The sequence below is a fragment of the Pseudalkalibacillus hwajinpoensis genome (genome assembly GCF_015234585.1).
Lineage (GTDB): Bacteria > Bacillota > Bacilli > Bacillales > Guptibacillaceae > Guptibacillus > Guptibacillus hwajinpoensis_B.
Window position 1 is genome coordinate 1 of sequence record NZ_JADFCM010000011.1, and the last position, 22,023, is coordinate 22,023.

Consider the following 22,023-nt stretch of genomic DNA (forward strand, 5'->3'; position numbering starts at 1 on the left):
GTAGCGGGTGAAATGCGTAGATATGTGGAGGAACACCAGTGGCGAAGGCGGCTCTCTGGTCTGTAACTGACGCTGAGGCGCGAAAGCGTGGGGAGCAAACAGGATTAGATACCCTGGTAGTCCACGCCGTAAACGATGAGTGCTAGGTGTTGGGGGGTTCCACCCTCAGTGCTGAAGTTAACCACATTAAGCACTCCGCCTGGGGAGTACGACCGCAAGGTTGAAACTCAAAGGAATTGACGGGGGCCCGCACAAGCAGTGGAGCATGTGGTTTAATTCGAAGCAACGCGAAGAACCTTACCAGGTCTTGACATCCTCTGACAATCCTGGAGACAGGACGTTCCCCTTCGGGGGACAGAGTGACAGGTGGTGCATGGTTGTCGTCAGCTCGTGTCGTGAGATGTTGGGTTAAGTCCCGCAACGAGCGCAACCCTTGATCTTAGTTGCCAGCATTTAGTTGGGCACTCTAAGGTGACTGCCGGTGACAAACCGGAGGAAGGTGGGGATGACGTCAAATCATCATGCCCCTTATGACCTGGGCTACACACGTGCTACAATGGACGGTACAAAGGGCAGCAACACCGCGAGGTGAAGCGAATCCCATAAAGCCGTTCTCAGTTCGGATTGCAGGCTGCAACTCGCCTGCATGAAGCCGGAATTGCTAGTAATCGCGGATCAGCATGCCGCGGTGAATACGTTCCCGGGCCTTGTACACACCGCCCGTCACACCACGAGAGTTTGTAACACCCGAAGTCGGTGGGGTAACCTTTATGGAGCCAGCCGCCGAAGGTGGGACAAATGATTGGGGTGAAGTCGTAACAAGGTAGCCGTATCGGAAGGTGCGGCTGGATCACCTCCTTTCTATGGAGAATTACGAAGGTAACTTACGTTACCAACCTTACATGAGCGTTTCGTTTAGTTTTGAAAGAATGATTTATTCTTTCAAAATAGGTGAAGTGATGAAGCTTAGGCGGATTCAAGTAGTAGCCTTGTTCCTTGAAAACTAGATAGCACAAACAACGACATCCAATAATTATTTTTATGCAATAACTTAGTAATAACTGATGCGTGATGGCTTACGCCACACAAATCGAAGGTTAAGCTACTAAGGGCGCACGGTGGATGCCTTGGCACTAGAAGCCTAAGAAGGACGGGACGAACACCGATATGCTTCGGGGAGCTGTAAGTACGCTTTGATCCGGAGATTTCCGAATGGGGGAACCCACCATCTTTAATAGGATGGTATCCATTTCTGAATACATAGGGAATGGAAGGCAGACCCGGGGAACTGAAACATCTCATTACCCGGAGGAAGAGAAAGCAAACGCGATTTCCTGAGTAGCGGCGAGCGAAACGGAATCAGCCCAAACCAGAGGGCTTGCCCTCTGGGGTTGTAGGACGTCTCTTTGGAGTTACAAAGGCACGGATAGACGAAGCGACCTGGAAAGGTCCATCAGAGAAGGTAACAATCCTGTAGTCAAAATCCGATGCCCTCCGAGACGGATCCTGAGTACGGCGGGACACGTGAAACCCCGTCGGAATCCGGGAGGACCATCTCCCAAGGCTAAATACTCTCTAGTGACCGATAGTGAACCAGTACCGTGAGGGAAAGGTGAAAAGCACCCCGGAAGGGGAGTGAAAAAGAACCTGAAACCGTGTGCCTACAACTAGTTGGAGCCCGTTAATGGGTGACAGCGTGCCTTTTGTAGAATGAACCGGCGAGTTACGATCCCGTGCAAGGTTAAGCTGAGAAGGCGGAGCCGCAGCGAAAGCGAGTCTGAATAGGGCGAAATAGTACGTGGTCGTAGACCCGAAACCAGGTGATCTACCCATGTCCAGGGTGAAGTTCAGGTAACACTGAATGGAGGCCCGAACCCACGCATGTTGAAAAATGCGGGGATGAGGTGTGGGTAGCGGTGAAATGCCAATCGAACCTGGAGATAGCTGGTTCTCTCCGAAATAGCTTTAGGGCTAGCCTCGCGGCAAGAATCTTGGAGGTAGAGCACTGATTGGACTAGGGGTCCTTACCGGATTACCGAATCCAGTCAAACTCCGAATGCCAACGATTTATCCGCGGGAGTCAGACTGCGAGTGATAAGATCCGTAGTCGAGAGGGAAACAGCCCAGACCACCAGCTAAGGTCCCAAAGTATACGTTAAGTGGAAAAGGATGTGGCGTTGCTTAGACAACCAGGATGTTGGCTTAGAAGCAGCCATCATTTAAAGAGTGCGTAATAGCTCACTGGTCGAGTGACGCTGCGCCGAAAATGTACCGGGGCTAAACGTATCACCGAAGCTGTGGATTGTCTTACGACAATGGTAGGAGAGCGTTCTAAGGGCTGTGAAGTCAGACCGAAAGGACTGGTGGAGCGCTTAGAAGTGAGAATGCCGGTATGAGTAGCGAAAGACAAGTGAGAATCTTGTCCGTCGAAAGCCCAAGGTTTCCTGAGGAAGGCTCGTCCGCTCAGGGTTAGTCGGGACCTAAGCCGAGGCCGAAAGGCGTAGGCGATGGATAACAGGTTGATATTCCTGTACCACCTCCTTTCCGTTTGAACGACGGGGGGACGCAGAAAGATAGGGAGAGCGCGCTGCTGGAAATGCGCGTCCAAGCGATTAGGCTGGTGAATAGGCAAATCCGTTCACCGTGAAGGCTGAGTCGTGATGGCGAGGGAAATTTAGTACCGAAGTCCTTGATTCTACGCTGCCAAGAAAAGCCTCTAGTGAGGAAAAAGGTGCCCGTACCGCAAACCGACACAGGTAGGCGAGGAGAGAATCCTAAGACGATCGGGAGAACTCTCGTTAAGGAACTCGGCAAAATGACCCCGTAACTTCGGGAGAAGGGGTGCTTCCTCGGGTTTATAGCCCAGGGGAGCCGCAGTGAAAAGATCCAAGCGACTGTTTAGCAAAAACACAGGTCTCTGCAAAGCCGTAAGGCGAAGTATAGGGGCTGACACCTGCCCGGTGCTGGAAGGTTAAGAGGAGGGGTTATCCCTTACGGGAGAAGCTCTGAATCGAAGCCCCAGTAAACGGCGGCCGTAACTATAACGGTCCTAAGGTAGCGAAATTCCTTGTCGGGTAAGTTCCGACCCGCACGAAAGGTGCAACGACTTGGATACTGTCTCAACGAGAGACCCGGTGAAATTATAGTACCTGTGAAGATGCAGGTTACCCGCGACAGGACGGAAAGACCCCATGGAGCTTTACTGTAGCCTGATATTGGATTTTGGTACAGCTTGTACAGGATAGGTAGGAGCCATAGAAGTCGGACCGCCAGGTTCGATGGAGGCGTCGGTGGGATACTACCCTGGCTGTACTGACATTCTAACCCAGCACCGTGATCCGGTGCGGAGACAGTGTCAGGTGGGCAGTTTGACTGGGGCGGTCGCCTCCTAAAGTGTAACGGAGGCGCCCAAAGGTTCCCTCAGAATGGTTGGAAATCATTCGCAGAGTGTAAAGGCACAAGGGAGCTTGACTGCGAGACCTACAAGTCGAGCAGGGACGAAAGTCGGGCTTAGTGATCCGGTGGTTCCGCATGGAAGGGCCATCGCTCAACGGATAAAAGCTACCCTGGGGATAACAGGCTTATCTCCCCCAAGAGTCCACATCGACGGGGAGGTTTGGCACCTCGATGTCGGCTCATCGCATCCTGGGGCTGAAGTAGGTCCCAAGGGTTGGGCTGTTCGCCCATTAAAGCGGTACGCGAGCTGGGTTCAGAACGTCGTGAGACAGTTCGGTCCCTATCCGTCGCGGGCGCAGGAAATTTGAGAGGAGCTGTCCTTAGTACGAGAGGACCGGGATGGACACACCGCTGGTGTACCAGTTGTTCCGCCAGGAGCATAGCTGGGTAGCTACGTGTGGAAGGGATAAGTGCTGAAAGCATCTAAGCATGAAGCCCCCCTCGAGATGAGATTTCCCACAGCATTAAGCTGGTAAGATCCCTTAGAGATGATGAGGTAGATAGGTTCGGGGTGGAAGCGTGGCAACACGTGGAGCTGACGAATACTAATCGATCGAGGGCTTAACCGATTAAATTGGAAAACGTTGTGCGTGCTATCTAGTTTTCAGGGAACACCTGAAATAAGGAAGTTCGATTAAGTGCCACCACGTCCTGTGGTGAACACCGAACGGCTAACATCCTGTTAGTCTAGTGATGATGGCGAAGAGGTCACACCCGTTCCCATGCCGAACACGGAAGTTAAGCTCTTCAGCGCCGATGGTAGTTGGGGGATCTCCCCCTGCAAGAGTAGGACGTCGCTGGGCAACATAAGAGAAGCGAGAGACCTGAGGGTTTCTCACTTTTTTGTATTCAAAAAATGTTGAAAGCTCGTAAGAGAAAAAGCTGCAGGAAAGACAATCAAAAACTTCTTCGAAAGCTTCGTAGGGGTGGGAGAAGCAAGAAATTCGAGGAAGCAAGTGATGTCAGACCGGAGTGGATATTCGTGAGATCCATGAGGATCTGGCATCGCGCAGCTGGCGAAGTTCGCCGCTTATCGCGCCCCGTATGAGAACACGGAAGTTAAGCTCGAGCGCCGATGGTAGTTGGGGGATCTCCCCCTGCAAGAGTAGGACGTTGCTGGGCAACTAGGAGAAGCGAGAGACCTGAGGGTTTCTCGCTTTTTTGTATGGTTTTTTCGGTGTGTATGACCTAGCTGAATACCTAGGTCCACCACGTTCGTCGAATAAATACGAACTACCTGTTTCAACTCTTTTTACATTACCAACGTACTGCGATCAACTTTTACCTCTCTTATTTAAAAACTCATATAGCAAATGCGGTATTTTTTCAGAAGTTACTTCAAGAAATTGTAGAATAAAAGGTAGATCTAATGACTCCTGAGTATGAAAAAGATCTCCCCACCATTCTGTCTCGTATCGGCAAATCATACTGAGGTTATATAAAATTAGATAGTGAGCCATTACCTCAGCAATAGGATTGTACTGACTACGTTCTGCCGGGAGGTAAAGAGTATTCCTATCATATAGGAAGGGGCGCCTCTGTAAACCTGCGACGGGGTCTTCCTTGAACTGCAAAGTAATGAAATCACGATTATGAGTAAGAACTTTTATTGAAGTATCCCCATGCTGCTGAAGGTAGGATTCAAAACGTTCTGCAGTCATATTTAACGTATCAAGAATACTTGCCTGAATAGTGAAAGAAGTGGAGGTAAGAGAAATCATTTTATAGCTCGTTACTTTACGAGTCAGCTTCTCAAATAATGGGCAAACTTCGGGTATAAGGGTAAGAAGATCTTCCATTTTATATTTCTCCCCTTCTACCTGTTTCACATGAAACATTTTCCTTGAAAAGTATTCAAAGAGTCCATTTTTTTGACCTTTTACTTCATCTTGCAAGAAAGCATAATGGCGTTTTTTTCTTTTTCGAGACGTAACGCCGTGTGCAAGAACATGTGTGTCACCCGGATAATTTGGATCAATTGTAATAAGACAAGCTTTTAACAGTTGAATCATCCCATAAAAAAGAAGGATAGGTTTTAGCTCTGCATCAGCAGTTGAAGCATGCCGATAATAGCGTTCGCCATATTCGATAAAATACATAAATCGATAACAGGAATCGTAGCTTTTACGTTCGGCATCCGGAAGTTCGATGTTAGAATAACATTCCTTTAAATATTGCTGAACATATGAGGCTGATTGATATGCGTAGTTGTTTGAATGATAATGTCCAGAATATCCCATAGGAGCCCTCCATGTTTGATTATTCAAACTTATTCTATCTTTCTTGACAGTAGTTTAACCAATTGATAAGCTACTAATAAAATTTCGGACAATTCGATTAGAGGAGGATGAAAGGGATGTGGGAAACAAAATTCGCTAAAGAAGGGTTAACCTTCGATGATGTTTTATTAACACCAGCTTTTTCCGATGTACTACCAAGAGAAGTATCGGTGAAAACTCAATTAACGAAAGATCTTGAATTAAATGTACCGATTATTAGTGCTGGTATGGATACAGTAACTGAAGCACCTATGGCTATTTCGATGGCAAGACAGGGTGGATTAGGTATTATTCATAAAAGCATGTCGATGGAGGAACAAGCTGAACACGTTGATCGTGTTAAACGATCTGAAAGTGGTGTTATTACTGATCCTTTCTTTCTCACACCAGAACATCAAGTATTCGATGCTGAACATCTGATGGGCAAGTATCGTATTTCCGGTGTTCCGATTGTTAATGAGGAACGCAAGCTCGTTGGTATCCTTACTAATCGTGACCTTCGTTTTATTGAAGACTACTCTATACAAATTAAAGACGTTATGACAAAAGAAAATCTTGTAACAGCTCCTGTAGGCACAACATTAAAAGAGGCTGAGCGAGTTCTTCAAAAGCATCGCATTGAAAAGCTTCCGTTGGTTGATGATGATGGAACACTTAAAGGTCTTATAACAATTAAAGATATTGAGAAAGTTATTCAGTTTCCTCAGTCTGCTAAAGACAGCAGAGGACGTCTTCTAGTTGGCGCTGCTGTAGGGAATACAACAGATGCTCTGAAGCGAGTTGAAAAACTAGTGGAGGCTGGTGTTGACGTTATTGTATTAGATTCTGCTCACGGTCATACAGAAGGCATTATGACAAAGGTGAGTGAAATCAAGAGTGCCTACCCTGATCTTCCAATTATCGCAGGTAATGTCGCAACTGCTGAGGGGACTAAAGCGTTAATTGAAGCCGGAGCCGATGTTGTGAAGGTAGGAATTGGGCCTGGTTCAATTTGTACGACTCGCGTTATTGCTGGTGTTGGTGTACCTCAAATCACAGCGGTGTATGAATGTGCAACAGAAGCACGCAAACATGGTATTAGTATTATTGCTGATGGTGGCATTAAGTTCTCTGGAGATATCGTAAAGGCGCTCGCTGCAGGTGGACACGCAGTGATGCTTGGTAGTATCCTTGCAGGTGTGGATGAAAGTCCAGGCGAACGTGAAATCTATCAGGGTCGTCAGTTTAAGGTATACCGTGGAATGGGCTCGATTGGAGCAATGGAAAAGGGAAGTAAAGATCGTTATTTCCAGGAAAATATGTCTAAACTCGTTCCTGAAGGAATTGAAGGACGTGTTCCTTACAAAGGACCACTAACTGATACAATTCATCAGTTAATCGGGGGCTTACGTTCTGGAATGGGTTACTGTGGGACAAGAACACTTAACTCACTTCGTGAAGATAGCCAGTTCGTTCGAATTACGGGTGCAGGCCTTCGCGAAAGTCATCCACACGATGTTCAGGTTACGAAAGAAGCACCAAATTACTCTGTTTAAATAGTGCTTTAGACTGAAGTTATAACAGGTGTGTGACAAAAATAGCTTAATACGTTCGAAAAGTAGATAGGGGGACTTTCCTCTATCTATTTTTTTAATTTTAGGTGTGATAGAATAGCGGTTATGTGAGACTTATTTGGAGGTGTAGGGGTTGAGAAACCTTGGTTTGAAAGCCATGATCGTAACCATGGCGATGGTATTATTACTAGCAGGAACATTTGGTGGAGGCAATACTGCAGAAGCTGCAGAGGCGCCCGACATCAAAGCAGAAGCATCAATCTTAATTGATGCAAATTCAGGAAAGATTTTATATCAGAAAAATCCTGAATTAACGCTCTCACCTGCAAGTATGACAAAGATGATGTCGGAATATTTAGTACTTGAAGCAATTAATAAAAACGAAATAAGTTGGGATGAAAAAGTTACAGTAAGTGATACGATCCAAAAGCTATCACAGAATCGTTCTCTTTCAAACGTACCACTTCGAGTGGGTGAACAGTATACAGTTAAGGAATTATATGAAGCAATGGCCATTTATTCTGCAAATGCTGCCACAATGGCGCTGGCTGAGCACGTTGCTGGAACAGAAGCGAAGTTTGTCGAAATGATGAATGCAAAAGCAAAAGAAATGGGTATGAAGGAATATAAGTTTGTTAATAGTTCAGGGCTGAACAACAAAGACCTACTTGGTAATCATCCTGCTGGAGACCCTGATGAAGAGAACATGATGTCCGCTCGTTCAACTGGACTTCTTGCTTATAACCTTCTTAAAGATTTTCCTGAAGTAATAGAAACCACTAGTACTCCAGAAAAGAAATTCCGCGAAGGTACAGATGATGAAATTACAATGAAGAACTGGAACTGGCTTCTTCCTTCACTTGTATATGCTAATAAATACAAAGTAGAAGGCATAGATGGTCTCAAGACCGGCTCTACAGACCTTGCTGGATTTGCTTTTACAGGAACAGCTAAACAAGGTGATATGCGATTAATTTCTGTTGTTATGAAAACTGATTCGTATGAAGCTCGTTTTGAAGAAACAGCTAAGCTTCTGAACTATGGATTTGATCAATTCCAGTCCCAAACAATCGTTACTAAAGGTGATAAAGCTGATGGTAATTCCACGGTTAAAGTTGTCAAAGGTAAGGAGAAAGAAGTTGGGGTCGCTGCAGGAGAATCTTTCAATGCAGTAACAGTGAAGAATACGAAAGAACCATTTAAACTAAACTATGAATACGATCAATCTCTTCTAACAGAAGATGGAGAACTAACTGCACCAATTAAAGAAGGCGATCAAGTTGGAAAAGTCGTCTTAAAATCAACCGGTGAAGACTTCGGTTACATAACAGGTGACAAGGGTTCTTCAGTACCTCTTGTAGCAACTGAATCTGTTGAAAAAGCAGGTTGGTTTACACTTACTATGCGAGCGATTGGTGGCTTCTTCTCTGGTGTATGGACTAGCGTAGCAGATGCAGTGAAAGGTCTGTTTTAATTAATAATATCAAGTATACTTGGAAAAAATACTCTTCGATGCGTTCATCGAGGAGTATTTTTCTAAATCTTTTATGAAATCACTGCACATGTGATAGGACAAGTCATGAAAAAATGTTACAATAAAAGCGTTTGATAGATGTCGTGTAACAAAGACGTTTCTAAGTATAGATATGGGAGGAATATAGATGAATCAACAAACAGGTACAGATCGTGTAAAACGTGGTATGGCTGAAATGCAAAAGGGCGGCGTGATTATGGACGTTGTCAATGCAGAGCAAGCTAAGATTGCAGAAGAAGCTGGTGCAGTAGCAGTAATGGCACTAGAACGAGTGCCATCTGATATTCGTGCAGCAGGCGGCGTAGCGCGTATGGCTGATCCTACAATCGTAGAGGATGTTGTGAATGCCGTATCGATTCCAGTAATGGCAAAATGCCGTATTGGTCATATTGTAGAAGCACGCGTTCTTGAATCAATGGGCGTTGACTACATTGATGAAAGTGAAGTTCTTACTCCAGTTGACGAAGAATTCCACCTTGATAAGCGCAAGTACACTGTTCCGTTTGTATGTGGAGCGCGTAACCTTGGTGAAGCACTGCGCCGCGTAGGTGAAGGTGCTGCAATGCTTCGTACGAAAGGTGAACCTGGAACAGGAAACGTTGTTGAAGCTGTACGTCATCAGCGTCTTATTCAATCCCAAATTCGTAAAATTTCAAGCATGTCTGAAGACGAACTGATGACTGAAGCGAAAAACCTTCAGGCGCCATTTGAGCTTCTTCTTCAAATTAAAGAGCTTGGACGTCTTCCGGTTGTTAACTTTGCTGCTGGTGGCATCGCAACTCCTGCAGATGCAGCACTAATGATGGAGCTTGGTTCTGACGGCGTCTTCGTTGGATCTGGAATTTTCAAATCGGATAATCCTGAGAAATTTGCTAAAGCTATTGTGGAAGCAACAACTCACTATCAGGATTATGAATTGATCGCGAATATTTCTAAGAACCTTGGTATCGCAATGCCAGGTATTGAAATTTCTTCACTTAAGCCATCAGACCGTATGCAAGAGCGCGGCTGGTAAAACATTGATCCCCCACCTGTGCAACATAAGGTGGGGTTCTTACTTAGATAAAGAGAAGGAGTCGAGAGAAGTATGGTGAGAGTTGGGGTCCTTGGACTGCAAGGTGCAATCCGAGAACACGTGAAAGCACTTGAAACAAAAGAAGCAGAAATCATTGTTGTGAAACGAGTAGAGCAACTCAAGGATTTAGATGGCCTCGTACTACCTGGTGGAGAGAGTACGACAATGCGTCGATTAATTGATCAATATGGATTTTTAGAGCCACTTAAAGTTTTTGCAGCTGAGAAGCCTATTTTCGGTACATGTGCTGGGCTAATTCTGCTTTCAAAGCATATTGAAGGAGTAGACGGATCGCATATTGGTGTTATGGATGTAAAAGCAAAAAGAAATGCATTCGGACGTCAGCGCGAAAGCTTTGAAGCGCCATTACCTGTTAAAGGATTAGAAGATGACTTTATCGGTGTCTTCATTCGAGCTCCGTATATCGAAGAAGTTGGAGAAGATGTTGAAGTGCTTGCTACGTTTAATGAAAAAATCGTAGCTGCACGTCATGGACGTTTTCTTGCGTGTGCCTTCCATCCAGAACTAACAGATGATGATCGCATGCATCAGATGTTTATTGATATGGTTTTGGAGTTTAAGAAAGAAGGACTTGCAACAGAGTAATTTTTCGTGTAAATTATTACGTACCAAGAAGAAGAGAATTCTTTTTCTGCATAAGACGAATGATAAACGAAAACGTTGACGGGAATTAGTAATAGATGTTCAATGCCAAGAGAGTCGATGTGTGGTGCGAATCGATCATTGAACCCTGTGAATCCATCCCTGAGTAGAATGCTGAATGAAGTAGGCTTTCTCGGAGCAGACCGTTATTCTGTTAAGAGGCAGACAATCGTCTGCAATCAGGGTGGCAACGCGGGTAGCTCTCGTCCCTTTATAGGGGACGGGGGCTTTTTTGTATTTAAATACACGTCTCTACACCACTATCCCTTCCGTTAACTCGTTTATTGTTCATTAAAAAAGGAGGAAAAAGCATGATCGATTTAAAGTATTTGCGTAAGAATTTTGAAGAAGTAAAAGTAAAGCTATCTAAGCGTGGGGAAGATCTAGTAGGTCTTGATCGTTTTGAAGAGCTTGACCAGCGAAGAAGAGACCTTATCGCTGAAACAGAACAGTTAAAAGGACAGCGGAATGAAGCTTCTAAAAACGTGGCAGCATTTAAACGTGAGAAGAAAGATGCTGATCACCTTATTAAAGAAATGCGTGAAGTTGGCGATAAGATTAAAACAATGGATGAAGAGCTTCGCAATGTTGAGACCGAGCTTGAGCAAATTCTTCTTCAAATTCCAAACATTCCGCATGACAGTGTACCTGTTGGTGAGACGGAAGACGATAATATCGAAATCCGTACGTGGGGAGAGAAAAATGATTTTGCTTTTGAAGCGAAGCCACACTGGGATATCGCAACTGATCTAAATATTATTAACTTTGAACGTGCTGCAAAAGTAACGGGTAGTCGCTTCGCATTCTATAAAGGTGTTGGAGCTCGTCTTGAACGTTCATTGATTAACTTTATGATGGACTTACATGAATCAGAGCATGGCTATGAAGAGATTCTGCCTCCTTACCTTGTGAACCGTGAGAGCATGACTGGGACTGGTCAGTTACCTAAATTTGAAGAAGATGCGTTCAAAATTAGGGAAGAAGACTATTTCTTAATTCCGACAGCGGAAGTTCCTGTTACAAATTTTCATCGTGATGAAATTATGGACGGAGAAGATCTTCCACTTGCTTACACCGCATATAGTGCTTGCTTCCGTTCTGAAGCTGGTTCTGCTGGTCGTGATACACGTGGGCTGATTCGTCAGCATCAGTTTAACAAAGTAGAGCTTGTTCGCTTCGTTAAGCCTGAAGATTCTTATGATGAACTTGAAAAGCTGACTGGCCACGCAGAGAAAGTCCTACAGCTGTTGAACCTGCCTTACCGCGTGATGAGCATGTGTACAGGTGATCTTGGATTTACAGCAGCAAAGAAATACGATATTGAAGTTTGGATTCCAAGCTATGGCACATATCGTGAAATTTCTTCTTGCAGTAACTTTGAAGACTTCCAGGCACGTCGCGCAGGTATTCGCTTCCGTCGAGAAAAGAACGGTAAGCCAGAATTCCTTCATACGTTAAACGGATCTGGTCTTGCAATCGGAAGAACAGTTGCTGCAATCTTAGAGAACTATCAACAAGAAGATGGCTCTGTAATTGTTCCTGAAGTTCTGCGTCCATACATGGGTGGTCGTGAAATCATTAAATAGAAAATGATAAAGAGCAGAGGCATCTCTGCTCTTTATTTTTAGGATATAATCGTGTATAGTAAGGGGTGTTGATTTTCGGCGCGGTTTAACTGAAATGATCAACATAAGTAAGTAATTCAAATTCTTTTAAAAAAGTTTTGAGATATCGTTGACATTATTATAAGACGATGATATTATATTACTTGTCGCAGTTAGTTAATAACTTCTTCACACGGAGGAATACCCAAGTCTGGCTGAAGGGATCGGTCTTGAAAACCGACAGGGGCTTAGTCGCCCGCGGGGGTTCGAATCCCTCTTCCTCCTCCATTTACTAATTAATAACCAACGCGCATATAATTTGGAGATTATATTTCGACCGCTGTCATCGCCGACAGCGGTTTTTTCTATGTACTCATATTTTACGATAAGAAAAAAGCTATCCAACGGATAGCTTTTTTTAGATTATCTACTTAAAGAAGGGATTTGTTGAAATTTCTGTTCAATACGCTTTAAGATAAGTTCAACAGAGGATGGGTCGTTAACTAGATCATACTCATTGATATTTAAGCGGAGAATTGGACAGGCATTGAAACTGTCAATCCAATTTGTATAGCGCTCATACATTTCTTCCCAATAAGCAGTTGGCGTTTGCTGCTCCATCGGACGGCCACGCTCTTTAATGCGATCAACGACATCATCAAATGATCCTTCAAGATAGATCATTAAATCAGGATGGGGGAAGAAAGGCGTCATCACCATAGACTGAAACAGATTCGTGTAAGTATCATAGTCAACAGCTGACATTGTTCCTTTTTCATAATGCATTTTTGCAAAGATGCCTGTATCTTCATAAATGGAACGATCCTGAACAAATCCTCCACCATATTCAAACATTCTCTTCTGTTCTTTAAAGCGCTCAGCAAGGAAGTAAATTTGCAAGTGAAAGCTCCAACGTGAGAAGTCATTATAGAATTTCTCTAAATATGGATTGTTATCTACTTTTTCAAGAGAAGTCCTAAATTGTAAGGCGTTAGCAAGTGAGCTCGTAATGGTAGACTTCCCGACGCCTACCGTACCAGCGATTGTAATGACGGCATCCTGTGGGATGTTGTATTTTTCTCTGAGATTCATTTAACAGGGTCTCCTTCTTTCAATGTTTTTTCGAGGGATTGGAAGATGGTGTGTAAATCATCTTGATTGGACACAAAATCCATCTCATCACCATTGAAACGGAGCACAGGAATATCAGGATGATGTGCTTCAAATTCTTGCATAAACCGTTCATAGTCAGATGAAAGACGCTCAAGGTAAGCGGGATCGATGCTTTTTTCAATCTGTCTTCCACGTTGTGAAATACGGTTAAGCAGCGTTTCAAGGCTAGCATTTAAATAGATAATGACGTTCGGTTCGGGCATTCCTTCGGTTAGAATGTCATAAATCTTCATATATTTAGAAAAGTGCTTGTCACTAAGTGTCTGTTGGGCAAATATCTTATTCTTAAAGATGTGGTAATCGGAAATAACGGGAAGCTGTTTTGATAAATGATGCTTCTCCATTTCCTCTAACTGTTTGTATCGATGGCTGAGAAAAAACATCTCGGTTTGGAAGCTCCACTCTTCAATGTTGTCGTAAAACTTACCGAGAAAGGGATTCTCTTCTACGATTTCTTGAAAAAGTTCAAATTGATAATGAGCAGCAATTGCTCGAGATAGGGAGGTCTTTCCAACTCCGATGGGGCCTTCGACGGCAATAAATGGGGTCTGGTTCATACGTATCCTCCTCCGTCGTTTCCTATAGCAGACCTTGCTTATCTTTGAATAGACAAAGATTATTGTAGCATACACCACGAACTGTTGACAGGGTTAAAGGAAGCAAGTTAGAGGTAAATAAAGCCTGCCTGTTTGAAGCCTAAATGGAGTAGGGAATGACACTAATACAAAGGAGTGAAATCATGGATTCTAATCAGATCTTAATTTTACTGTTCATCGGTTATTTAGTTTATACGATTGATAAAAAGCAAAAAAACTTCCCTGCACCACTGGTCTTATTAGGTTTAGGAATAGGACTTTCTTTTCTTCCGTTCTTCAGCTCCGTACATATAACGAAAGACATTATCTTTGAATGGTTTCTACCTGCTCTTCTTTTTATTTCTGCGTATCAGTTTCCGTTTGCTCATCTAAAAAAGCACGCGGGTATTATTGCCGCATTAAGCACGCTGGGATTACTATTGAGTGCTCTCCTCCTCGGTAGTTTATTATTTATTATGAGCGGGCCGTTCCTTTCATTATCATTTGTTGGGGCTTTATTAATTGCTTCTATTCTTACACCTACTGATCCCGTCTCTGTGGTCTCGATTTTAAAGCAGGCTTCAAAAGATCCAAAGATAGCAGATGTGGTCGAAGGTGAATCGATGGTGAACGATGGAACGAGTATCGTTCTTTTTACAGTGTTCGCTGGCATGTATCTTGGTGATGAGAGCTTTTCTATTAGCTCGTTTATTTATGACTTTGCTCTTGTGTCAATTGGAGGAATTGCGATCGGAGCGATATTTAGTTGGATTGTCTGTCGAGCCATTTCTTTTACACACCAGCGACAATATCAGGTGATGCTAAGTATCGTGCTCGCTTATGGAAGTTTTTATGTAGCAGAAAATCTTGGTGTGTCAGGAGTTCTCTCCGTCGTTGCAGCTGGAATCATGCTTTCATATGAACTTGATGGCTTTATTAAAGAATCACACTATAGAGAATACCTTAACAGCTTCTGGGAAGTTGTTGAGCCAAGTATTCTCGCATTGATTTTTTTATTAATAGGGATTGAATCAACAAACTATCTTGATTTTAACTACTGGGTATTTGCAGGATTGATCTTTCTCGCATCTGTAGTTGTTCGTTTCCTTGTGCTTGCAGGTATTATTAAATCATTTACAGCCTGGCGTAATGAATTTAATTGGAAAGACATTTCGCTTGTTACCTGGTCCGGCATACGGGGAACGATGTCGGTTGCACTTCTTCTAAGTTTGGAATCTGAGTATGGTTCAGGAGATAGTACACTTATCTCTCTCACGTTTGGGGCTGTGTTGCTATCTCTTGTTTTTCAAAGCGTGACGATCTATCCGATGTCTAGTTATTTTGAGAAAAAAGCGAAATGAGCTGTGGTGTAAGCGAATTCTGCGATATTTTAGTTTTCCCGCGAAAACTGCATTTATTTCCACGATATAGAGAAGGCGCCGTTTCTAAACGCTCGTCTTCGCTTTTCATTTACTGCGTTATGGCTTTAGCATATGTTCTTGAAATGTTTGGAAAAAAACTATACGTTTAAGCTGAGTGACAAACTATATTTGGAGGGATGATTGTGCAGGAGCAAATGATGAATCAAAATCAACAGGAAACGGCTGATTTTTTCCCGGTGCGTGATGTGGATTATTTGGAGATTTATGTTGGAAATGCGAAACAGGCTAGTCACTATTTTTGTAAGGCGTTTGGATTTACGCCGGTAGCTTATTCAGGGCTTGAAACAGGGGATCGTGAAAAAGTATCTTATGTGCTGCAGCAAAATAACATTCGTCTTGTTTTATCAGGTGCACTGTCGAATGATCACCCAATTGCGGAGTTTGTCAAATTGCACGGAGATGGCGTTAAGGATATCGCTCTTACTGTAGAGAATATTGATAACGCTTACAAAGAAGCTGCTGAGCGAGGAGCGATTGAACTAAGTCCACCGAAAGAATATAAAGATGAGCATGGCGTAGTGAAGATGGCGGTTATTGGTACTTATGGTGATACCATTCATACATTAGTTGAACGAAAAAACTACTCCGGGCTTTTTCTTCCTGGGTTTAAGAAGTTTGAAGGGAAAATCCCTTCAAAGGAAACGGGGTTACTTGGTATCGACCACTGCGTTGGGAACGTGGAATCAATGGAAGAGTGGGTTTCTTACTATGAGAATGTGATGGGCTTTAAGCAAATGATTCATTTCGATGATGAAGACATTAGCACAGAGTACTCTGCGTTAATGTCGAAAGTGATGCACAATGGGGGACGCATTAAATTCCCGATCAATGAGCCTGCAAATGGGAAACGTAAATCACAAATTCAAGAATACCTCGATTATTACAATGGTCCTGGTGTGCAGCATATTGCTGTCCTGACGAATGATATTGTTGATACAGTTGCAAAACTTCGTGAGGGTGGAGTTGAGTTTCTTGAAACACCAGATGATTATTATGATGCGCTTACTGAGCGAGTAGGTGAGATTGATGAAGAGATAAGCAAACTACGCGAGTTAAAAATTTTAGTGGACCGTGATGACGAAGGGTACTTACTTCAAATTTTCACAAAACCTGTTGTCGATCGACCAACGTTATTTATTGAAGTTATTCAGCGTAAGGGTGCGAAAGGATTTGGAGAAGGAAACTTCAAAGCGTTGTTCCAAGCGATTGAACGAGAGCAGGAACGAAGAGGCAACTTATAGAAGATTATCTTCAATCTGCTTTAAGAAGGAGTTGCCTTTATCATGAAAGTTCAACCGAATACGTTAGCATGGAAAGATTCCTATAAATTATTGATTGGATCTATTCTCCCCCGGCCGATTGCTTTTGTATCCAGTATAGATAAGAGCGGTGAGACGAATCTTGCTCCTTTTAGCTTTTTTACAGGGATATGTGCGGTTCCTATGATGGTTTGCTTTTCTCCGATGCGAAAGGCTGGTGCAGGAGATAAGAAAGATACGCTCTTAAACATTGAAGAATCAAAGGAGTTTGTGATCAATATCGTTGGTGAGAAAATTGCTGAACAAATGAATGAGTGTGCTACGCCTTTTCCAAAAGGTAAGGATGAATTTCTGGAGGCTGGACTTACAAAAGTAGAAAGTGAGCTAATTCGTCCTCCTAGAGTGAAGGAGAGTGACGTTCAGCTCGAATGTGTTCTTGATCAAATCGTTGAGTTTGGTGATCATGAAGGCTCAGGTAGTCTCGTTATCGGAAAAGTTGTGATGGTTCACGTGCGTGATGAGTTATATAAAGATGGCAAGATAGATACGGAGATGCTCCAACCAGTTGGGCGTTTAGCGGGTCAGGAGTATACGAGATCTATAACAGATACATTTACATTGAGACGAAAAACATCTCCTGATGGAAAGAGCTGAGGCCGTTGAAGTTCGTTACTTTCGAAGTAGAGGGTAGAAGACAAGCTGGTATTTATAAGGACTCGCGTATTATCGGATTACATGAGGCTTCTAATGGTGTTATTCCAGAAGATCTCATGAGGATCATTGTCGACTACCCGCGTTATCAACCGCTTATTGAAGCATGTATAAATGGTGATTATGAACTCGAAAACGTTACTCTATATGCGCCTCTTCCGCGTCCACTGAGCATCCGAGATTTTTATGCCTTTGAAGAACACGTGGTCACTGCACGAGGGAAAAGAGGGCTTGGTGTTGTGCAAGAATGGTATGAGCTTCCGGTCTTCTATTTTTCAAATCATCTTGCGGTCAAAGGACCAGGGGATGTAATTCTACGACCTAAAGCATGTGAAAAGCTAGACTATGAATTAGAAATTGCATGCGTCATTGGAAAAGAAGGGCGCAACATAAAAGCAAATCAGGCGAAAGACTACATTTTCGGTTTTATGATTATGAATGACTGGAGTGCGCGTGATCTTCAAGCACAAGAAATGAAAGTCGGCCTAGGTCCAGCGAAAGGAAAGGATTTTGCTACTTCCTTCGGTCCCTTTCTAGTAACGATTGATGAGCTTCCTATGGAACATGGGAAGCTTGATTTACAAATGGAGGCATTCGTAAATGGCGAGCGTTATTCCTTGGGAAATGCGAAAGATATGTACTATTCCTTTGGTGAGATCATTGAACAGGCCTCCCGCAATGTTACTTTATATCCTGGAGAAGTACTCGGTTCAGGCACGGTGGGAAGCGGGTGTATTCTTGAACAGACAGATCGTATCTTTCTACAGTCCGGCGATAAAGTTGATTTAGCTATTACGAACCTTGGCACGCTTTCAAATGTCGTGGGGGAGGAGGAAGAGTATGGTTTACTATCGAAAAATGGGAGAGGTTCCTTCTAAACGACATACAACGTTTAAAAAAGAAGATGGTTCCTTATACAGGGAACAAGTGATGGGAACGAAAGGATTTTCGGGTATTCAATCGATCTTGTATCATCACCATTTTCCAACAGCGGTGACAGATGCGACCTTTCTAAAGAATATAGCACCAGAGTATGAGACAGAAAGCGCCCTTCGCCATCGTCATTTCCGAACAGCACAGTGCGACAAAAAAGGTGATGCGGTTGTCGATCGATGTTATTTCCTAGGGAATGAAGATGTGATTCTCGGGATCGTGAATCCTACGAAGACAATGAATTACTTTTATCGCAATGGGGATGGAGATGAGCTTTTCTTTATCCATCACGGTTCAGGGAAAATCGAGACGATGTTTGGGGAAGTCTATTATGAAGCTGGCGACTATATTGTCATGCCAATTGGAACCATTTACCGCGTTATTCCAGAAGGGGAGGATAATCGCTGGTTGGTTTTAGAAGCAAACAGTGCCATTACGACTCCGAGGAGATATCGAAACGAATATGGACAGCTGATGGAACACAGTCCATTCTGTGAACGAGATTTCAACGGGCCAGATCGTCTTCTATCTTTTGATAAAAAAGGATCGTTTGAAGTAGTAACGAAAACACGTGGGGGGTTGCACCGCCATATGTTCGATCATCATCCGCTTGATGTTGTCGGCTGGGATGGCTACCTTTATCCATGGAAGTTTAATATCAACGATTTTGAGCCGATTACAGGGCGAGTGCATCAGCCGCCACCAGTGCATCAAACCTTTGAAGGTCATAATTTTGTCGTCTGCTCCTTTGTGCCAAGGCTCTATGACTATCATCCAGACGCCATTCCAGCACCTTATTTTCATAGTAACGTTGATAGTGATGAAGTGCTTTACTACGTTGAGGGGAATTTCATGAGCCGGAAAGGTATTGAGGAAGCGTCGATTACCCTTCATCCTTCAGGTATCCCACACGGTCCGCATCCAGGAAAAATTGAGGCAAGCATCGGCAAAAAAGAAACGCTTGAGCTTGCTGTGATGATCGATACATTCCGACCACTTAAGGTCATTGAACACGTTCAGCAATATGAAGATGAGAATTATATGAAAAGCTGGGTCACAGAATAACGAATTGGGGAAATGAACGGCAGTCGCGTGATCACTTGATCACGCGATGATTATGTTGCACGATGCTTTTGCTTTTATGTATTTTCATGTATAATGTTATTCATTCGGCCCCGTAGCTCAGGGGATAGAGCAACGGTTTCCTAAACCGCAGGTCGGAGGTTCGATTCCTCTCGGGGCCACCATTTAAATCCTTATATGATAAGGGTTTTTTATTTTGTTCTTTTTACCCTCTATTTTCTTCAATTATTCATTTCCTTCTTTTTTACTTCAACCCTATTATTTATAAAGCCAACTTCATAAAAGGAAACACCAATCCATTTAGCGAAAGAGTAACGAACGATTCACTGGAAATGAGTGAGCTGATGATGGGGAAGCGTAAATGGTTTATGCTCATTGTTCTTTTAGGAGCAGCTTTTATCACGTTTACATTTATCGGAAAGGAAAAGAAGATTTCCGATGACGTTTTAACTGTGGAAAAGGCTGATGATATCGTCCCTTACTTTAAAAGCATCACTCCTGGACTTAAACTAGCAATAAAGTCAGGAGATTATCAAGCATATGAAGGTCCTTCACTACCAAAAGATTTTAAAATAAACGTGGATAGCTTCTGGTACTCTCGACCCAATGTCTTTGTTTTCTATCATGTTGATGTGTCGGATAGTAAGTTTGTCATAACAAGAGATAGAGAAGATCTCCCTAAAATTGATCAACTTGAGATGGAAGATGGTTCGGGTAAAGCATCTGTATTGGAACTCGTTGAAACAGGTGAAGGTGTACTGTTTGAAGATGACTATTATATGAAGGGAACGTTTCAAGCTTTTACTCATTCTGAGACAAACGAGCCTCTTCAAAAATGGAATGGAGCACTAAAAGCAATTGTAAGTGGAAAGCGATATGCTACCGTTGAAGTGCCTGTGTCTTATGAGTACGAAAAGGAAGAAAAGATCACAAGACAAATAAATGAAACAAAGAAATTTGTAGAAACAATTGTAACTGTTTCTCAATGGGAGAAGACGCCCTCTGATAGTCGTCTCATACTAAATATCAATTCTCCTCTTTCAAAAATCGTTGAAATGGATTTGAAGATCTCAACCAATGAAAAAGAGATAGCGCCGCTAATAGTAGAAGAGATCAGCGGTCAATACTCAGTATCTTTTCCAAGTGGAACCGAGCTACCCGAAGCCATCCAATTCTATGGGCTGATTGGCGCATCTTTAAAAGAAATCATTTTCGAAGTTGATCCGAATCAATATGAAATTTATAAGCAGATTAAAGAATCGACTTACACGTATCGAGTAGATGAACCTATCACTACGATGTATGGTGCTGAAATTGTTAAGGAGACTCTCTATTATGATGATCATGGAGTTACATTTCACTTACTAGTGAATCAAATTGCTACGGAAGGTCTTTCCTTAAATTTGTTGTATAAAGATCAGATCTTGATAGAAGCCGTCAATGAGAGGAATGAGAAACGTCACTTGAGATTACTTGGGGATGAAGAAGATCGATTGACGTTTAAGATTGACCGTGGGTTTTATGAGCGGTCTGAAATAATTCAGGTTAAATTAACGAATCTCCCCGTGTATGTGACAACAAACTGGTTAATCAAACCTCCGAATGAGTAATGCTCATTGTTAAAAAATGCAAGCTAAAGCAACGTAAAGGTGATATGATAGAAATAGTATGGAGAGTTGGGAGGCTTTCAAGTTGGACGATTGGAAAGGGACTTTGGCAGAACTATTTCGTGCTGTAGGCATCAATCTTAAATCAGAGCTTTCTCCCGTGGTTGATGGTATACAATCTGTTTTCTCAGATAATCCGTGGGGACAGCTTTTCTTATTATTGCTTATCCTTCTCATCATTGCTCAAGGTATGAGCGCGATTGCTCGGCAATATGATCGTGCCTTCAGGCAAACGATTGAGCGGAAGATGGAGACGAATTCACATCTACATAATTTTTTTAAAGGTTTTTTGCATCATAAGCGTTCAGAAGGATGGATGAGAGACGCAGCCTGGCAACAAAAAGAGCTTCAGCGCTTTGATTTATATGAATTGGAATGGCTGAAAGCGGAACTTGCTACAGCAGAAAAAGACTTTCGCGATTATCGACCACAGACTTTTTTAGCTGGCATCCTTTTTTCGGTAAGCATTCTTTTTCTAATCTGGTATTATGATTGGACGATTTTCGAAAAAGAAGTTCTGACCATTTTGTTACCAGTTCTCCTTGTTATATGGTGTATGGGTCTCGTGTTTTATAAGGTTGGTATTAAGAAACGCTTCTATCAGTCTTTGAATACTAGCGTCCAACTGGCGATTTCGACAAAAAAGGTCCAGGATGTGATGATGTACATCGATTCTGATTTAAAGCGATATAAAACAGAGCGTGTGACAACTGACGGGGGATATTATGAAGTTGTTCGCTGCATGACCTGTCTTTACCATTCAAAATATCTTGAAGAAGTTCGCTTCCAGATCAATGATACGACCCTTGCCTTTGCGGCTAAAGAACGTGTGATTGAAGTTACAGTAAATAGCGGATTCGGCAATTCGTTTTTAATCGATCGTCTTGAGTTTAGAGACGGCTACTGTCAGAGTCTTCGTAAAGGTAGCAAGCTTTTCGATGATAAATTAATGGTTACGTATTTAAATGCTGCTTTTGAACAAAGACCGGCTTATTTCCAAACAAGCTCATAACAAA

Annotated in this window: 15 protein-coding genes, 2 tRNA genes, 3 rRNA genes and 1 other annotated feature; of the genes, 17 read left to right on the forward strand and 3 right to left on the reverse strand. The window is 43.0% G+C overall.

Features of this window, described 5'->3' with window-relative positions:
• From IQ283_RS23485 to rrf, 3 genes are all read left to right on the forward strand, one after another.
• Positions 1-861, forward strand: a 16S ribosomal RNA gene (locus tag IQ283_RS23485); the annotation flags it as partial.
• Positions 862-1,095: 234 nt separating this feature from the next.
• Positions 1,096-4,025: ribosomal RNA gene (locus IQ283_RS23495) — 23S ribosomal RNA — on the forward strand.
• A gap of 117 nt (positions 4,026-4,142) precedes the next feature.
• Positions 4,143-4,259: ribosomal RNA gene (rrf, locus tag IQ283_RS23500) — 5S ribosomal RNA — on the forward strand.
• 471 nt (positions 4,260-4,730) lie between these two features.
• Here rrf and IQ283_RS23505 read toward each other — a convergent pair.
• Positions 4,731-5,696, reverse strand: coding sequence for a YaaC family protein (locus tag IQ283_RS23505; RefSeq protein WP_194222559.1), 966 nt, complete (start codon positions 5,694-5,696; stop codon positions 4,731-4,733).
• A gap of 116 nt (positions 5,697-5,812) precedes the next feature.
• On the opposite strand from IQ283_RS23505, the gene guaB reads away from it, so the two are divergent.
• The 6 genes from guaB (at position 5,813) to IQ283_RS23535 (ending at position 12,452) form a co-directional block, all read left to right on the forward strand.
• Entirely contained in the window at positions 5,813-7,270 is a 1,458-nt protein-coding gene (gene guaB, locus IQ283_RS23510) for an IMP dehydrogenase (RefSeq protein ID WP_194222560.1), read from the forward strand.
• Positions 7,271-7,445: 175 nt separating this feature from the next.
• Positions 7,446-8,762 carry a D-alanyl-D-alanine carboxypeptidase family protein gene (locus IQ283_RS23515; RefSeq protein ID WP_194222624.1) on the forward strand — a complete coding sequence of 439 codons (1,317 nt, stop codon included), beginning with the start codon at positions 7,446-7,448 and terminating at the stop codon, positions 8,760-8,762.
• A gap of 187 nt (positions 8,763-8,949) precedes the next feature.
• Complete coding sequence (pdxS, locus tag IQ283_RS23520; protein ID WP_098445637.1) at positions 8,950-9,837, forward strand: pyridoxal 5'-phosphate synthase lyase subunit PdxS; 888 nt, start codon at positions 8,950-8,952, stop codon at positions 9,835-9,837.
• Between the two features lie 72 nt (positions 9,838-9,909).
• Positions 9,910-10,503, forward strand: a complete 594-nt coding sequence (pdxT, locus tag IQ283_RS23525; RefSeq protein ID WP_194222561.1) for a pyridoxal 5'-phosphate synthase glutaminase subunit PdxT — start codon at positions 9,910-9,912, stop codon at positions 10,501-10,503.
• 66 nt (positions 10,504-10,569) lie between these two features.
• Positions 10,570-10,774: a binding site (T-box leader), on the forward strand.
• A 97-nt stretch (positions 10,775-10,871) separates the two neighbouring features.
• Entirely contained in the window at positions 10,872-12,146 is a 1,275-nt protein-coding gene (gene serS, locus IQ283_RS23530) for a serine--tRNA ligase (RefSeq protein ID WP_194222562.1), read from the forward strand.
• Between the two features lie 213 nt (positions 12,147-12,359).
• Positions 12,360-12,452 (forward strand) — tRNA-Ser (locus tag IQ283_RS23535).
• A gap of 135 nt (positions 12,453-12,587) precedes the next feature.
• On the opposite strand, the gene IQ283_RS23540 is transcribed toward IQ283_RS23535, so the two are convergent.
• Positions 12,588-13,256 (reverse strand): deoxynucleoside kinase, encoded by a 669-nt coding sequence (locus IQ283_RS23540; RefSeq protein ID WP_194222563.1) that lies wholly within the window; start codon positions 13,254-13,256, stop codon positions 12,588-12,590.
• Positions 13,253-13,894, reverse strand: coding sequence for a deoxynucleoside kinase (locus IQ283_RS23545; RefSeq protein ID WP_194222564.1), 642 nt, complete (start codon positions 13,892-13,894; stop codon positions 13,253-13,255). Before IQ283_RS23545 ends, IQ283_RS23540 begins: the two co-directional genes overlap by 4 nt.
• Before the next feature lie 182 nt (positions 13,895-14,076).
• Here IQ283_RS23545 and IQ283_RS23550 point away from each other — a divergent pair, with 182 nt between their 5' ends.
• The 8 genes from IQ283_RS23550 (at position 14,077) to IQ283_RS23585 (ending at position 22,019) form a co-directional block, all read left to right on the forward strand.
• Positions 14,077-15,273, forward strand: coding sequence for a cation:proton antiporter (locus IQ283_RS23550; protein WP_194222565.1), 1,197 nt, complete (start codon positions 14,077-14,079; stop codon positions 15,271-15,273).
• Positions 15,274-15,488: 215 nt separating this feature from the next.
• A complete protein-coding gene (hppD, locus tag IQ283_RS23555; RefSeq protein WP_242057460.1) occupies positions 15,489-16,595 on the forward strand; it encodes a 4-hydroxyphenylpyruvate dioxygenase in 1,107 nt (368 codons plus the stop codon).
• A gap of 42 nt (positions 16,596-16,637) precedes the next feature.
• A complete protein-coding gene (locus tag IQ283_RS23560) occupies positions 16,638-17,267 on the forward strand; it encodes a flavin reductase family protein (RefSeq protein ID WP_194222567.1) in 630 nt (209 codons plus the stop codon).
• Between the two features lie 5 nt (positions 17,268-17,272).
• Entirely contained in the window at positions 17,273-18,202 is a 930-nt protein-coding gene (locus IQ283_RS23565) for a fumarylacetoacetate hydrolase family protein (RefSeq protein ID WP_194222568.1), read from the forward strand.
• Positions 18,165-19,322 (forward strand): homogentisate 1,2-dioxygenase, encoded by a 1,158-nt coding sequence (locus IQ283_RS23570; protein WP_194222569.1) that lies wholly within the window; start codon positions 18,165-18,167, stop codon positions 19,320-19,322. The genes IQ283_RS23565 and IQ283_RS23570 overlap by 38 nt, the downstream gene beginning before the upstream one ends.
• Positions 19,323-19,428: 106 nt before the next feature.
• A tRNA-Arg gene (locus IQ283_RS23575) sits at positions 19,429-19,504 on the forward strand.
• A gap of 183 nt (positions 19,505-19,687) precedes the next feature.
• The gene (locus IQ283_RS23580) at positions 19,688-20,950 is read left to right on the forward strand and encodes a hypothetical protein (protein WP_194222570.1); all 1,263 of its coding nucleotides are present in this window, start codon (positions 19,688-19,690) and stop codon (positions 20,948-20,950) included.
• An 82-nt stretch (positions 20,951-21,032) separates the two neighbouring features.
• Positions 21,033-22,019, forward strand: a complete 987-nt coding sequence (locus IQ283_RS23585; protein ID WP_194222571.1) for a hypothetical protein — start codon at positions 21,033-21,035, stop codon at positions 22,017-22,019.
• Positions 22,020-22,023: the final 4 nt, after the last annotated feature.